We start from the raw sequence: 14,459 nt of genomic DNA, 5'->3' as shown, positions 1-14,459 counted from the left end.
AAACACGGGAAAAACCTAGAGATACTTGATCAGCACCTTGGAACGACGCTGCAGATTGTAGACCAGCCGTTTTTCGGCTGGCAGCTGATCGACCTGGCGCACAATGAAGCCGCGCTCCCTGAACCACTGCGAGGTCACGGTCGTCAGCACGAACAGGCGCTTGACTCCCGAAGCACGCGCCTTGGCCTCGATGCGCTTCATCAGCAATGCACCATAACCCCAACGCCGGTAATGCGGGTGCACGGCCACGCAAGCCAGTTCGGCCTCCTCGGCGCCATAAGGGTAAAGTGCCGCGCAGGCCACGATCACCCGATCGTGTTCAACCACCGAGAAGCGCGATATTTCGCGCTCCAGCAACTCTCGTGAACGGCGAACCAGAGAGCCTTCTTCTTCGAGCGGTTCGATCAGGGCCACCAGGCCACCGATATCGTCGGGACGAGCGTCGCGCAGGATTTCAAGCGACTCGCGGCTGATTACCGTGCCCACGCCGTCACGCGTAAACAGCTCGCGCAATAGCGTACCGTCCTCGTCGTAGCCGATCATGTGCACTCGTCCGACACCGGCACGGCCAACACGCACGGCGCAGGGGAGATAACGCTTCAGATCGCTCGACAGCCAGTCACCCAGACTGACCAGTCGCTCGGCCGCGTCCACCGTCAACTCGTCGAGCAGCGCGCCATCGATGTCGGTGGCGCCGCGGCTATCGGTCAGGAAGATGAGCTTGTCTACCGGCAGCGAGGTGGCGACCGCCTCGGCCACCTCCTCCACGGCCAGATTGAAGATCTCTCCAGTCGGGCTCGACCCCAGACAGGACAGCAGAACGATGTTGCCGAGGCCCAGCTGCGCGCGAATTCCTTCGCTGTCGACCTTGCGCACCTGACCCGAATACTGCAGGTCGACGCCATCGACGACACCGAGCGGCCGTGCGGTGACGAAATTGCCGCCGACGACCCTGATCGTGCTATTGGCCATTGGCGTATCGGCGAGGCCCTGTGATAACAGGGCCTCGATCCTGACGTAGATGCTGCCCACCGCGTCAATCGCACAATCGAGGGCGCTGGCATCGGTGACACGATAGTTGCCGTGATAGACCGACTCCAGCCCTTTTTGACGCAGCAACTCCTCGATCTGTGGCCGCGCGCCGTGAACCAGGATCAGGCGAACGCCAAGCGCCGCCAGAAGGTTGACGTCGTAGGCCAGCGTACGCGCCAGCGGCCCGGCAATTGCCTTGCCGCCAAAAGCGATCAGAAAAGTCTTGCCACGAAACAGATTGACGTACGGCGCAACCGAACGGAACCAGGTAACGAAGTGGGCAGAGCTGAAGTCGTCCGACATGTCACTCGGCAGCTTCAGCCTTCGCGTCGAGCGCCTCGGGTTCGCCGCCCTTGCTGGCCGCTTTAACCTCTATGACCTCTTTGACCTCTTTGACCTTCTCGACTTTTGCGGCCTTGGCTGCTTTCGCAACCTTCGGGACCTTGGGTTCCTTCATCGGCGCGAGCTTCAGTTCCTTCTCGATCCGCTCGCAGATGGTCTGCAAGACCTTGACGCGCGCGAAATACTTGTCGTTGGCCTCGACGATGGTCCACGGAGCGGTTCCGGAACTGGTGCGATCCATCATGTCGCAGACCGCCTCATGGTAGGGCCCGGCCTTGTCGCGGTTGCGCCAGTCTTCCTCGGTGATCTTGAAACGCTTGTGCTCGACCTCCGCGCGCTGCTCGAAGCGCTGCAACTGCTCCTCGTCAGTGATCTGCAGCCAGAACTTGATGACGATACCGCCAGCGTGGAAGATATCGTGCTCGAAATCGTTGATTTCGGCGTAAGCGCGCTGCCAGTCGGCTTCGCTGCAGAAGCCTTCGACTCGCTCGACCAGCACTCGGCCGTACCAGGTGCGGTCGAAGATCACCACCCGTCCGCGACGCGGCATATGCCGCCAGAAGCGCCAGAGATACGGCTGCGCGCGCTCCTCCTCGGTCGGTGCAGCGATCGGAATGATCTGATACTGGCGGGCGTCCATGGCCGAAATGATGCGCCGGATGGCGCCCCCCTTGCCGGCCGCATCGGAGCCCTCGAAAGCGAGAATCAAGGCGCGTTTTCTGAACTCCGGGTGACGCGTCAGCTCCGCCAGGCGCCCCTGCCACTTCGCCAGCTCGGGCGAGTAAACGCTCTTCGGCAGGCTTTGCGACATGTCCAGCGCACTGAGCACGTCAAGGCCGTCGATGCGTGGCGACAAGGCCGGCGCGACCGGTGCGCTCTGCGGCGGTCGCTTGTCCGCCAAACGCTGCTGGACAGCTTCGAGAATCGTCTTGCCAACGGTCAGCGAACGATAACGGTCGTCGGTCCCTTCGACGATAATCCACGGCGCCCCGGGCGTACTGGTGGTACGCAGCAGGTGACCGGCCACCTCCTGCAGTTTGTCGTAGGTCTTCAGACGATCCCAACTGGCCTTGGTGACTCGCCACTTGGTCAAGGGGTTGGCTTCGATGTCGGTCAAGCGCTGCCGTTGTGCGTCCTTGGACAGATGAATCCAGAACTTGAGCACCAGCGCGCCCTCATTGACCAGCATCGCCTCGAAGCGGTTGAGTTCGTCCATGCGCTGGTCGAAAGCGGAGCGCGACATTTCGCCACTGATCCGTTCGGCGATCGGCGCCGAATACCAGGAGCCGGAGAAAATTCCGACCCGACCTTTCGGCGGCAGTGCCCGCCAGTAACGCCACATCGACGGGCGCGCCTTCTCTTCGGCGGTGGGGGCGTAGAAAGCATGCGTCGACAGGAAACGCGGGTCCATCCACTCGTACAGGACATTGATGGTTTCGCCCTTGCCCGATCCATCGACGCCGCTGATCAGAACGATCACCGGAAAGCTGCCGTTCTCGCTCAACTGTCCTTGCACCTCAAGCAGCGCCGCGCGCAACTTGGGGACCTCTTCACGGTAGGTTGCCTTGTCGATCTTGTGTCCCAGCTCGGCCGATTCAAACATTCCTTACTCCTCTTTCAGGTCACCCCACAAAAACTGGATTGCCGCGAGCGCAGCCAGACCAGCGGTCTCGGTGCGCAGGATACGCGGTCCGAGACGCACCGATAAAAAACCGCACTGCGACGCCAGTTGCATTTCCTCTGGCGCCAGCCCACCCTCGGCGCCAATCAGCAGTTCAACACGCGTACCGGGGACAGGCGCCGGCACGCCCATCAACGAGCATCCGGAAGCCGGCGAGAGCAGCAAGCGCAGGACATCGGACTCGGGCCTGCGCGCCAACCAGTCGCCAATACTCTCCGGTGCGGTGACTTCCGGCAGCCGGTTTCTGCCGCACTGTTCGCCGGCGGCCGCGACGACACCCCGCCAATGCTCGAGCCGACGCAGGGCGCGCTCCTCGGCGAGACGCACCACACTGCGCCGCGAGATCACCGGCACGATACGCTGGACGCCGAGTTCGACAGCCTTCTGCACCGTCAAGTCCATTTTTTCACCCGCCTGCAGCGCCTGCACCAGGGTGATCGCAAGCGGCGATTCACGCTCGATGGGCGACCAGCCCAGCACCTCGACGCTGACTCGCGAACGCTCGACAAGTGCTATTCGCGCGGAATATTCCCCACCGCTGCCGGTGAACAGCGTCAAGGCAGCGCCGCTGCGCAGGCGCAAGACCTTCAGCGCATGATGCGCAACGCGTTCGGGCAACTCGACACGCGCGCCAACCAGCAGCGGGATCGGGCAATGAAAACGGGGATCATTCACCATGTTATTATAAAAGCTTAGCTACTGGATGGTCGTTCTTTGGAGGCAGCTCTGTCATGGCGCTCAATACCCCGGTGTGTGACTTCGGCTGGCAAGCCGTAGACTTCGCACTCGAGGACACCACGGGATCACGGCACACGCTGGACTCGCTACGCGGCCCGAACGGGCTGCTGCTGATGTTCATCTGCAACCACTGCCCGTACGTCAAGGCAATCATCGACCGCATCTGTCGCGACGCACGCGAAGTGCAGGCACTGGGCATCGGCGTCGCCGCGATCATGAGCAACGACCCCAGCGAATATCCCGAGGATTCTCTTGAAAACATGCAGCAACTGGCCCGCCAGCGCAACTTCTCCTTCCCCTACCTCTGCGACACGACACAGAAGGTCGCGCGCAGCTACGCGGCCGTTTGCACACCCGACTTCTTCGGTTTCAACAGCCGACTGGAGCTGCAGTACCGCGGCCGGCTCGACGCCAGCGGCCGCCTGCCCGCGGCGACGGACGCTCGTCGCGAGTTGCTGGAAGCCATGCGCATGGTCGCCGAGACCGGACAAGGCCCGAGCGAACAGGTCGCCAGCATCGGTTGTTCGATCAAATGGCGCGCCTGATTCACGATGAACGGTATCGATAGCGCGGCCAGACTGGCGGCCGCTGACAGCGAACTCAAACGAATGCTCGACGGCGTTGTCGCGCTGGTCCGCGAGGTGGCGCAGCGCGAGATCATGCCGCGCTTCCTGCGCGTCATTCACGATCAGCGCAAGGACGACGGGTCCTTCTGTTCGGAAGCCGACCTGGCTGCCGAAAATTTCCTGCATGACCGTCTGCTGAAGATCCGTGACTGCCCGATCATCGGCGAAGAAATGACGCCAGAGGCGCAACGTGCTGCCTGGCACGGCGGCAGCAACGACAACGACGGGCTATGGTGCATCGACCCGATCGACGGCACGACCAACTTCATCAACGGCCTCCCCTTCTTCGCCGTTTCGGTCGCCTGGATACGCGCGCGGCGGACGCGGCTGGCGGTGACCTACAACCCGATCACCGACGAAATGTTCTATGCTCGCGAAGGCAACGGCGCCTACCTCAATGGCCGCCGCCTGCCGCTGCGCGCGGTAACGGCCGACATCGGGCGCGCCGTCGGCGGCGTAGACTTCAAGCGCATCCCCAAGCAACTCGCTGATCGCATTGCCGTCAGCCCGCCGTTCTATTCGCAGCGCAACTTCGGCAGCTCGACACTCGACTGGTGCAACCTCGCCGCCGGCCGTCTCGATCTCTACCTGCACGGCGGCCAGAAACTCTGGGACTACGCCGCTGGCAGCCTCATCCTGCGCGAAACCGGCGGACAGGTGTGCACCCTGACCAACGACGACTATGACGCGGAAGACGTCTGGCGCCGCTCGGTGATCGCCGCACTCAACCCAACGGTCTTTGCCACCTGGCGAAACTGGGTACGACAGAATAGCCTGCCGGCAACGGCCCAAAGGTGAGCGGCAGCGGCGCTTAGCGGCCGGTGTCGCCGGGCAGTTCCCCTGCGCTCTGCCAACTGGCAGCCAGCGGAGTGGCAATCTCACCGGAATCGAGCGAAGCCGCCACAGCGACTCGCTCGATGGCGCAATTCAGGCCGGCGCGCTGCAACCAGTCGTGGCTGTAGTAGGTATCCGCGTAGCGCTGCCCGGCGTCACAAAGCAGGGTCACCACCGAGCCGCTTTCGCCACTCGCGCGCATCTCGTCCATGCACGCCAGCGCGGCGATCAGATTGGTGCCCGTCGACGGGCCGACGCCACGTCCCAGGCGCGCGGAGAGCTCGTACATCGCCGCCACTGACCAGACGTCCGGTACCTTGACCATGGCATCGATCACCTCGGGCAGGAACGACGCCTCGACGCGTGGCCGGCCAATACCCTCGATTCGTGAGCCTTTGTACACACGCAGTTCCGGGTCCCGGTGGCGATAGTGGTCGAAAAAAACCGAGTACTCGGCGTCTGCTGCGCAGACGCGCGTTGGCCGCGCACGGTAGCGCACGTAACGGCCGAGGGTAGCGACGGTACCGCCGGTACCCGCACTCGAGACCAACCAGCTCGGAACGGGGTATTTTTCGAGCCGCATCTGCTCGAAAATCGACTCGGCGATGTTGTTGTTGGAACGCCAGTCGGTCGCCCGCTCGGCGTAGGTGAACTGATCCATGTAGTAACCACCGAACTTGTCGGCCAGGCGCTGCGCTTCGCTGTAGATGCTCATCGGATCGTCAATGAAGTGGCAGCGGCCGCCCTGGAATTCGATCGCCGCGACCTTCTCCGGCGACGTCGACTCCGGCATCACGGCGAGAAAAGGCAGACCGACGAGGCGGGCAAAATAGGCCTCGGAGATGGCCGTCGAACCGCTGGACGCCTCGACCACCGTACTCCCCTCGCGTAACCAGCCGTTGCACAGCGCATAGAGAAACAGCGAGCGCGCCAGACGGTGTTTGAGGCTGCCCGTGGGGTGACTCGATTCGTCTTTCAGATAGAGATCGACACCCGGAAAACCGGGCAGAGGCAAAGGGATCAGATGAGTATCGCTGGAGCGCTGAAAGTCGGCTTCGATGCGGCGAATGGCAGCCAGCACCCAGCTCTTGTCGGCGCGGCGAGAGAGTCCAGAAGGCGTCTTCATGCGCCGAGCTTAACAGGGCAGCCGGCGGGAGACAAAGGCATCCCTCACGTCGCCACGGCGCGTGGCTTATGCGCCGCTGGACGTGTGCTGCAGCGCTTTTTCGGGTAAACTTTACTAAATCACTCAGGTATCCATCAAAGGAGTTTTGGCAACCATGGCTGTAACGATTGAAGCCGTACAGGCGGCGCTGAAGGATCTGATCGATCCGAACACCGAAAAAGATTACCTGTCGACCCGTTCGGCGAAGAACATCAAGGTTGAAGGGGCAGACGTCTCACTGGACATCGAACTCGGTTACCCGGCGAAAACTCAGCTCGACGAAATTCGTCGGACGGTGATCGAGAAACTGAGAACAGTCGCCGGAATTGGCAATATCAGCGCCAACGTCGGCGTCAAGATCGTCGCCCATACAGTGCAGCGTGGCCTGAAGCCCCTCCCCGGCGTCAAGAACATCATCGCCGTGGCCTCCGGCAAGGGCGGCGTCGGCAAGAGCACGACGGCAGTGAACCTGGCCCTGGCGCTGGCGCAGGAAGGCGCCACCGTGGGTTTGCTCGACGCCGACATCTACGGCCCTTCGCAGCCGCAGATGCTCGGTCTGGCGGGCCAGAAACCCGAGTCCGAGGACGGCAAGACGATGGATCCGCTGCGTGCGCACGGCCTGCAGGCGATGTCGATCGGCTTCATGATCGATATCGATTCGCCGATGGTCTGGCGCGGACCCATGGTCACGCAAGCCCTCGAACAGCTCCTCAAGCAGACCAGCTGGGACGACGTCGATTACCTGATCGTCGATATGCCGCCGGGAACCGGCGACACGCAGCTGACGCTGGCGCAGAAGGTTCCCGTGACGGGCGCGGTGATCGTCACCACGCCGCAGGACATCGCGCTGATCGACGCCCGCAAGGGCCTCAAGATGTTCGAGAAGGTGGGCATCCCGATTCTCGGCCTGGTCGAGAACATGAGCATCCACATCTGCTCGCAGTGCGGCCACGAAGAACACATTTTCGGCCAAGGTGGCGGTCAGCAGATGTGCCAGGACTACGACACCGAGTTTCTCGGCGCCCTGCCCCTGGAACTTTCGATCCGCGAGTTGACCGATGCGGGCACGCCAACCGTGGTCGGCGCCCCGGACTCGCGGGCGGCGGAGATCTACCGCACGATTGCTCGCCGCCTCGCGGTCAAGGTTGCCGAGCGCAGCCGCGACATGAGCGCCAAGTTTCCGAGCATCGTCGTCCAGAACACCTGAGCGCTGGAGAAAGAAGCGCGCCGGCGCCACTGCCGCTGCCACATTGCACCCGGCCGTGCGCCGGGTCGCCTGGCAGCCCGACGAGAAGCGGTTCCTTCTCCCGGCTGGACGCCGTAGAATGGGCACCTTTCCAGATTTAGCACGGTAGGGTGAGCAGCGATGTCGATCAAGTCGGACAGGTGGATCCGCCGCATGGCGGTAGAGCACGGCATGATCGAACCTTTCGAGCCGAACCAGGTGCGCGAGATCGATGGTCGACGGATCGTCTCCTACGGCACTTCGAGCTACGGTTATGACATTCGCTGCTCGAACGAATTCAAGCTGTTCACCAACCTCAACTCGACGATCGTCGACCCGAAGAACTTCGATCCGAATTCATTCGTCGAGGTCAAGAACGACTTCTGCATCATCCCTCCGAACTCGTTTGCCCTGGCCCGTACGGTCGAATACTTCCGCATCCCACGCAGCGTGCTCACCGTCTGTCTCGGCAAGAGCACCTACGCGCGCTGCGGGATCATCGTCAATGTGACGCCGTTCGAACCCGAGTGGGAAGGCCACGTGACGCTGGAGTTCTCGAATACGACACCGCTGCCGGCAAAGATCTACGCCAACGAGGGCATCGCCCAGGTCCTGTTCTTCGAATCCGACGAGGAATGCGAAACCTCGTACAAGGATCGGGCCGGGAAATACCAGGGCCAGACCGGCGTGACGCTGCCGAAAATGTGACCCGTGCGTGAACGCCAGCCGTATCGTCGCCGGACAACAAGCGTCGCCAACGCCGCCGGGCTCGCCGGGCCCCTGTCGTACTACTCTTGATTTCGTACTGGACTGGCCATGCACCTCGATTTCCCGGTAATCATCATCGACAAGGACTACCGTTCGGAAAGCACCGGCGGTCTGAGCATCCGGGCGCTGGCCAAGGCCATCGAGAAGAAAGGCTTTGAGGCGCTTGGCGTCACCAGCTATGGCGACCTGACCTCGTTTGCCCAGCAGCAAAGTCGCGCCTCGGCGTTCATCCTGACCATCGACGACGAAGACTTCAGGGAAGGCAAGGCCGAACAGACGGTCGCCAGCCTGCGCGCCTTCGTCAAGGAAATCCGCTGCCGAAACGAGGACATCCCGATCTTCCTGTACGGCGAAACACGCACCTCGGTGCACATCCCCAACGACGTTCTGCGCGAACTGCACGGCTTCATCCACATGTTCGAGGATACGGCCGAATTCATCGGCCGTTACGTCATACGGGAGGCCAAGGCCTACCTCGATAGCCTGGCGCCGCCGTTCTTCCGCGCGCTGACGCACTATGCGGAGGACGGTTCCTATTCGTGGCATTGCCCGGGCCACTCGGGCGGCGTAGCCTTCCTGAAGAGTCCGGTTGGCCGCATGTTCCATCAGTTCTTCGGCGAGAACATGCTGCGCGCCGATGTCTGCAACGCGGTCGAGGAACTCGGCCAATTGCTCGACCATACCGGCCCGGTCGCCGCCTCGGAGCGCAATGCGGCGCGTATCTTCTGTTCCGATCACCTTTTTTTCGTGACCAATGGCACTTCGACGTCGAACAAGATCGTCTGGCACTCGACCGTCGCGCCAGGCGACGTGGTCATCGTCGATCGCAACTGCCACAAATCGGTGCTCCACTCGATCATCATGACCGGCGCGATACCGGTATTCCTGATGCCGACCAGGAACCACTACGGAATCATCGGACCGATTCCCAAGGAACAGTTCCGCTGGGAAAACATCCGCAAGAAGATCGAGTCGCATCCCTTCGCCCGCGACGTCAAGGCCAAGCCGCGCGTGCTGACCATTACCCAGAGCACTTACGACGGCATCCTCTACAACGTCGAGGAAATCAAGGAAATGCTCGACGGCGCCATCGACACGCTGCACTTCGACGAAGCCTGGCTGCCGCATGCCGCCTTCCATGATTTTTATGGCGACTACCACGCGATCGGGGCTGACCGGCCGCGCTGCAAGGACACCATGATCTTCTCGACGCAATCGACGCACAAGTTGCTGGCCGGCCTGTCGCAGGCGTCACAAATCCTGGTACAGGATTCGCAAGAGCGCAAACTCGACCGCGACATCTTCAACGAGGCCTATCTGATGCACACCTCGACGTCGCCGCAGTACGCAATCATCGCTTCCTGCGACGTCGCCGCGGCGATGATGGAGGCGCCGGGCGGAACGGCACTGGTCGAAGAATCGATTGCCGAAGCGCTCAACTTCCGGCGCGCGATGCGCAAGGTCGAACAGGAGTGGGGCGCCGACTGGTGGTTCAAGGTCTGGGGACCGGACGATCTCTCCGAAGAAGGCATCGAAGAACGCGCCGCATGGATCCTCAAGCCCGGCGAGCGCTGGCATGGCTTCGGCATGCTCGCCGAAGGCTTCAACATGCTCGATCCGATCAAGGCGACGATCATCACGCCGGGACTGGACGTCGATGGCGACTTCGCCGACTCGGGAATTCCGGCGGCAATCGTCACCAAGTACCTGGCCGAACACGGCATCATCGTCGAGAAGTGCGGCCTGTATTCCTTCTTCATCATGTTCACCATCGGCATTACCAAGGGCCGATGGAACACGATGGTCACCGAACTGCAGCAGTTCAAGGATGGCTACGATCAGAACCTGCCGCTGTGGAAAGTGATGCCGGAGTTCCTGGCCAAGAACGCCTGCTACGCCGGCTACGGGCTGAAGGACCTGTGCAAACAGATTCACGGCATCTACGCCGCCAACGACGTCGCACACCTGACCACCGAGATGTATCTCTCGGACATGGAACCGGCAATGAAGCCGACCGACGCTTTCGCGCGCATGGCGCACCGCGAGATCGACCGTGTACCGATCGATCAACTCGAAGGACGGATCACCAGCACCTTGCTGACGCCCTACCCACCGGGAATTCCGCTACTGATCCCCGGCGAGCGTTTCAACGCCACCATCGTCCGTTACCTTCGCTTCGCGCGCGATTTCAATGAGCGCTTCCCGGGCTTCGAAACCGACGTCCACGGCCTGGTCAAGGCAGTGGTCAATGGCAAGCCGGTCTACTCGGTGGATTGCGTTCGCTGAGAACGTGCTGCCGCCCCTTCCGCCCACTCTTTTGTCAGGATGCCGAACTGATGGTAGCGGCATCTGCCGCTGAAGAGTCTTCAACGAGGCGCACGACTCCGTCAGCGCCGACGGCAGTATCTTCGAACTTCAAGAGCGTGATCCGGTGGTTGTCCATTTCCAGCACCGTCAGACGGCCACCTTCGAGCTCGACGGAGTCGCCAATTTTCGGCACGTTGCCCAGCTTCTTGTAAAACAGCCCGGCGAGAGTAACGTAGTCATCGTCCAGCGGGAACGGGAAATCGAGCAGGTTTTCCAGATCGGTTACCCGCATCGATGCGTCGATCTCGTACTGACTGCCGACCAGCTTCTTCAGCCGCCTCCCCTGACGCGTGAATTCGTCCTCGTACTCGCCGACGATTTCTTCGAGAATATCTTCGAGGGTGATGATCCCTTCGGTGCCACCGTATTCGTCGATCACGATCGCCATCTGCTGACGGGTGCGCTTGAACTCCTTGAGCAGGTCGCTCAGCGACTTGCTGTTCGGAACGATAAACGGCGCCTGCGCAAAATCGCCGACCGGTCGCCTGCTGACCTCTTCGAGTGTCTGGCCGCTGCTTTCCGCCATCACCGTCAGCAACTCCTTGATCGCCACGACGCCCGTAATCCGGTCGAGGCTCTTGTCGCAGATCGGAAAGCGCGCGTGCGGCACGTCACGGAAGACCCGCAAGGCATCGGCAAGCGTGTCATCCTGCGTCAAGGCGCGAATGGCCGTACGCGGAATCATTGCCTCGCGTACCGTGTGTTCGTCGAGCTTGAAAACCCCGCGGATCATCTGCGTCTCCTCGGGGGCGAGCGTGCCGTCCTTCTCGCTGGCCGAGAGAATCATGCGAATCTCCTCGACCGACATCGTGAAGTGACTTTCCCCATGGCCTTCCAGATTCCGCTGCCCGAAGAGCCTGAGCAGAGCGTTCGAGGACATCTTCATGACGTGGATCAGTGGTTTGAAAGTCAGATACAGGACGTTGATCGTCCCGCCGACGGCCATGCTCAGTTGTTCGGCCTTGTGGAAAGCGAGGACCTTGGGCGCCAGTTCGCCAGCGACCACGTGCAGAAAGGAAATGGCGATGAAGGCGAAAACGTAGGACATGGTATGCGCAGCCTTGGTCAGAGCTGCGCTGTCGCCGAAGAGCATGAAAAGGGCGACGAAGGTCGAATCGGTCAGCGTGCTTATCGTCTCCATACCGACCGCGCCCAGGCCCAGGGAAACCAGGGTGATACCCACCTGGGTCACCGAGTAGAAGCGCTCCGGTTCATTGTGCAGCATCTCGACCCTTGCCGCTCGCTTGTCACCCATCTCGGACAACTGCTTGATCCGGCTACGACGGGCCGACGAGATGGCGATCTCCGAGCCCACGAAAAAGGCGTTGCCGGCGATGAAGACCAGAATAAGTACGAGATTGATATAGATAGTCATTTGTTCCATGCCATCACTCCTCCGATATCTGCAGTAACCGAAAGACCCATTGGGGGTCCTGGTGCGACCGATGGCACCGATTTGGCGGCTCGCCAGCGTGCGGCCTGGTCATGCATGTTTTTTGCGTTTTTCGTCCGCTTCCGGCTGTCATTTGCAATTGCGCGCGAATAATACGCTATTTGTGCGCGCAGACAGCTATCTTGGCGTGCCGTCAGCCGCCCCAAAACCTCGCGACACGCGCACCAACCCCGCCGCTCTCCCGGGCGAAAGCATGGCACCCGGTTCAGGGCAGGCAGCCCAGCAGCATTGCGGTAGAATGCGCGCTTCGTTGTCGCGCAGGAAACGCCCCGTGAATGGCATCACCATCGCCCTCTCCAAGGGCAGAATTTTCGAAGAGACGCTGCCGCTGTTGGCCGCCGCCGGCATCGAGCCGCGCGAGGATCCCGAGACCTCGCGCAAGCTGATCATCCCGACCAGCCGCGATGATGTGCGCCTGGTCATCGTCCGCGCCACCGACGCGCCGACCTACGTGCAGTACGGAGCCGCCGACCTGGGCGTCGCGGGCAAGGATGTCCTGCTCGAACACGGCAGCGAGGGGCTGTACCAGCCCATCGACCTGAAGATCGCCAAGTGTCGAATGATGGTCGCCATTCCTGCCGGCTTCGATTACGGCAACGCCGTCCGCCAGGGTGCGCGACTCAAGGTCGCCAGCAAGTACGTGAACATCGCTCGCCAGCACTTCGCCGCCAAGGGCGTGCATGTCGACCTGATCAAACTCTACGGTTCGATGGAACTGGCGCCGCTGGCCGGCCTCGCCGACGCCATCGTCGATCTGGTATCCACGGGCAGCACGCTGAAAGCGAACAATCTCATCGCCGTCGAGCACGTCATGGACATCTCGTCGCGCCTGATCGTCAACCAGGCGGCGCTCAAACTGAAGCGCGAAACGCTGGAGCCGATTCTCGACGCCATCGCCGCGGTCGTCGACCGATGATCGGAATCAAGCGCCTGAACAGCGCCGACGCCGATTTCACGAGCAGACTCGACGCGCTGCTGGCTTTCGAGACGACCCAGGACGAGGCGATCGAGACAACGGTCGCCGCCATCCTGGCCGACGTCAAAGGCCGCGGCGACGCCGCCGTGCTGGAATACACGCAGCGTTTCGACGGCCTGCACGTCAGTTCGATGGCGCAACTGGAAACCCCGCAGCAAGCGCTGCAGGAGGCGCTGCACGGCCTTCCGCTTGCGCAGCGCCAGGCGCTTGAAGCGGCCGCCAAGCGCGTCCGCAGCTACCACGAACGGCAGACCCTGCAGAGCTGGCAATACGAAGATGACGACGCGGAAACACGCGGCACCATGCTTGGCCAGAAAATCACACCGCTCGACCGCGTCGGCCTTTACGTGCCGGGCGGCAAGGCCTCGTACCCCTCGTCGGTGCTGATGAACGCCATTCCGGCGCGCGTCGCCGGTGTCGGCGAGTTGATCATGGTCGTGCCGACACCGGCCGGTGAGCAGAATCCGCTGGTACTCGCTGCCGCGGCGCTGGTCGGCGTCGATCGCGTGTTCACCATCGGCGGCGCACAGGCGGTTGCAGCGCTGGCCTATGGCACGCAGACGGTTCCGCAGGTAGACAAGATCGTCGGCCCCGGCAACGCCTACGTCGCTGCGGCCAAGCGCCGCGTCTTCGGCGTCGTCGGCATCGACATGGTCGCCGGCCCATCGGAGATCCTGGTGATCTGCGATGGCCATACCGACCCCGACTGGGTGGCGATGGATCTCTTTTCGCAAGCCGAGCACGACGAACTGGCGCAATCGCTGCTGCTCTGTCCGGATGCCGCGTATATCGAGCGCGTCGCGGCGGCGCTCGAGAAACTCCTGCCAACGATGCCACGCCACGAGGTGATCCGTGCCGCCCTGGAAAATCGCGGTGCGCTGATCCAGGTGCGCGATCTCGACGAGGCTTGCCGGATCGCCAACCGCATCGCGCCCGAACACCTCGAACTGTCGCTCGAGGACGCCGAAGCCTGGGTGGCGAAAATCGACCACGCGGGTGCGATTTTCATCGGCCGCTACACCTCCGAGTCGCTGGGCGACTACTGCGCGGGTCCCAACCACGTTCTGCCGACCTCGGGCAGCGCGCGCTTCTCGTCACCGCTGGGCGTCTATGACTTTCAGAAACGGACCAGCCTGATCCGCGTTTCGCAGGCGGCGTCGAAAACGCTGGGGCGCATTGCAGCGACGCTGGCCTACGGCGAAGGGCTGCCGGCACACGCCAGATCAGCCGAGTATCGTATCGAAAGCTGAGC

At 62.2% G+C, this 14,459-nt stretch carries 12 protein-coding genes; 7 read left to right on the top strand and 5 right to left on the bottom strand.

Features of this window, described 5'->3' with window-relative positions; all coding sequences use genetic code 11:
• Positions 1-15: 15 nt before the first annotated feature.
• The 3 genes from argA to QZ634_RS10640 are packed head-to-tail and all read right to left on the bottom strand — an operon-like array spanning position 16 to position 3,733.
• A complete protein-coding gene (gene argA, locus QZ634_RS10650; protein WP_291988190.1) occupies positions 16-1,335 on the bottom strand; it encodes an amino-acid N-acetyltransferase in 1,320 nt (439 codons plus the stop codon).
• Position 1,336: 1 nt separating this feature from the next.
• A complete protein-coding gene (pap, locus tag QZ634_RS10645) occupies positions 1,337-2,977 on the bottom strand; it encodes a polyphosphate:AMP phosphotransferase (protein WP_291988188.1) in 1,641 nt (546 codons plus the stop codon).
• A 3-nt stretch (positions 2,978-2,980) separates the two neighbouring features.
• Positions 2,981-3,733, bottom strand: coding sequence for a 16S rRNA (uracil(1498)-N(3))-methyltransferase (locus QZ634_RS10640; protein ID WP_291988186.1), 753 nt, complete (start codon positions 3,731-3,733; stop codon positions 2,981-2,983).
• Between the two features lie 53 nt (positions 3,734-3,786).
• Here QZ634_RS10640 and QZ634_RS10635 point away from each other — a divergent pair, with 53 nt between their 5' ends.
• Positions 3,787-4,338 carry a thioredoxin family protein gene (locus tag QZ634_RS10635; RefSeq protein WP_291988184.1) on the top strand — a complete coding sequence of 184 codons (552 nt, stop codon included), beginning with the start codon at positions 3,787-3,789 and terminating at the stop codon, positions 4,336-4,338.
• Positions 4,339-4,401: 63 nt separating this feature from the next.
• A complete protein-coding gene (locus QZ634_RS10630; protein WP_291988213.1) occupies positions 4,402-5,217 on the top strand; it encodes an inositol monophosphatase family protein in 816 nt (271 codons plus the stop codon).
• 13 nt (positions 5,218-5,230) lie between these two features.
• Here QZ634_RS10630 and QZ634_RS10625 read toward each other — a convergent pair whose 3' ends face one another.
• Positions 5,231-6,379 carry a PLP-dependent cysteine synthase family protein gene (locus tag QZ634_RS10625; RefSeq protein ID WP_291988182.1) on the bottom strand — a complete coding sequence of 383 codons (1,149 nt, stop codon included), beginning with the start codon at positions 6,377-6,379 and terminating at the stop codon, positions 5,231-5,233.
• Positions 6,380-6,533: 154 nt separating this feature from the next.
• Here QZ634_RS10625 and apbC point away from each other — a divergent pair, with 154 nt between their 5' ends.
• From apbC to QZ634_RS10610, 3 genes are all read left to right on the top strand, one after another.
• Positions 6,534-7,625: an iron-sulfur cluster carrier protein ApbC gene (gene apbC / locus QZ634_RS10620; protein ID WP_291988180.1), complete on the top strand. Its 1,092-nt coding sequence runs from the start codon at positions 6,534-6,536 to the stop codon at positions 7,623-7,625.
• A 159-nt stretch (positions 7,626-7,784) separates the two neighbouring features.
• Positions 7,785-8,351 (top strand): dCTP deaminase, encoded by a 567-nt coding sequence (gene dcd, locus QZ634_RS10615; protein WP_043565226.1) that lies wholly within the window; start codon positions 7,785-7,787, stop codon positions 8,349-8,351.
• Positions 8,352-8,459: 108 nt separating this feature from the next.
• Positions 8,460-10,697, top strand: a complete 2,238-nt coding sequence (locus tag QZ634_RS10610; RefSeq protein ID WP_291988178.1) for an arginine/lysine/ornithine decarboxylase — start codon at positions 8,460-8,462, stop codon at positions 10,695-10,697.
• Positions 10,698-10,731: 34 nt separating this feature from the next.
• On the opposite strand, the gene QZ634_RS10605 is transcribed toward QZ634_RS10610, so the two are convergent.
• Positions 10,732-12,162, bottom strand: a complete 1,431-nt coding sequence (locus tag QZ634_RS10605) for a hemolysin family protein (RefSeq protein ID WP_043565229.1) — start codon at positions 12,160-12,162, stop codon at positions 10,732-10,734.
• A gap of 340 nt (positions 12,163-12,502) precedes the next feature.
• Here QZ634_RS10605 and hisG point away from each other — a divergent pair, with 340 nt between their 5' ends.
• Entirely contained in the window at positions 12,503-13,147 is a 645-nt protein-coding gene (gene hisG, locus QZ634_RS10600) for an ATP phosphoribosyltransferase (RefSeq protein WP_291988176.1), read from the top strand.
• Positions 13,144-14,457 carry a histidinol dehydrogenase gene (gene hisD, locus QZ634_RS10595; protein ID WP_291988174.1) on the top strand — a complete coding sequence of 438 codons (1,314 nt, stop codon included), beginning with the start codon at positions 13,144-13,146 and terminating at the stop codon, positions 14,455-14,457. The genes hisG and hisD overlap by 4 nt, the downstream gene beginning before the upstream one ends.
• Positions 14,458-14,459: the final 2 nt, after the last annotated feature.

Source organism: Candidatus Accumulibacter sp. ACC007, assembly GCF_907163205.1.
Taxonomy (GTDB): Bacteria; Pseudomonadota; Gammaproteobacteria; order Burkholderiales; family Rhodocyclaceae; genus Accumulibacter; species Accumulibacter regalis.
This window is presented reverse-complemented; position numbering and strand designations above follow the sequence as displayed.

What these genes read in the sequence shown, in the direction of transcription:
- argA (WP_291988190.1), bottom strand. Translation starts at nt 1,335, where the DNA reads ATGTCGGACGACTTCAGCTCTGCCCACTTCGTTACCTGGTTCCGTTCG.
- pap (WP_291988188.1), bottom strand. Translation starts at nt 2,977, where the DNA reads ATGTTTGAATCGGCCGAGCTGGGACACAAGATCGACAAGGCAACCTAC.
- QZ634_RS10640 (WP_291988186.1), bottom strand. Translation starts at nt 3,733, where the DNA reads ATGGTGAATGATCCCCGTTTTCATTGCCCGATCCCGCTGCTGGTTGGC.
- QZ634_RS10635 (WP_291988184.1), top strand. Translation starts at nt 3,787, where the DNA reads ATGGCGCTCAATACCCCGGTGTGTGACTTCGGCTGGCAAGCCGTAGAC.
- QZ634_RS10630 (WP_291988213.1), top strand. Translation starts at nt 4,402, where the DNA reads ATGCTCGACGGCGTTGTCGCGCTGGTCCGCGAGGTGGCGCAGCGCGAG.
- QZ634_RS10625 (WP_291988182.1), bottom strand. Translation starts at nt 6,379, where the DNA reads ATGAAGACGCCTTCTGGACTCTCTCGCCGCGCCGACAAGAGCTGGGTG.
- apbC (WP_291988180.1), top strand. Translation starts at nt 6,534, where the DNA reads ATGGCTGTAACGATTGAAGCCGTACAGGCGGCGCTGAAGGATCTGATC.
- dcd (WP_043565226.1), top strand. Translation starts at nt 7,785, where the DNA reads ATGTCGATCAAGTCGGACAGGTGGATCCGCCGCATGGCGGTAGAGCAC.
- QZ634_RS10610 (WP_291988178.1), top strand. Translation starts at nt 8,460, where the DNA reads ATGCACCTCGATTTCCCGGTAATCATCATCGACAAGGACTACCGTTCG.
- QZ634_RS10605 (WP_043565229.1), bottom strand. Translation starts at nt 12,162, where the DNA reads ATGGAACAAATGACTATCTATATCAATCTCGTACTTATTCTGGTCTTC.
- hisD (WP_291988174.1), top strand. Translation starts at nt 13,144, where the DNA reads ATGATCGGAATCAAGCGCCTGAACAGCGCCGACGCCGATTTCACGAGC.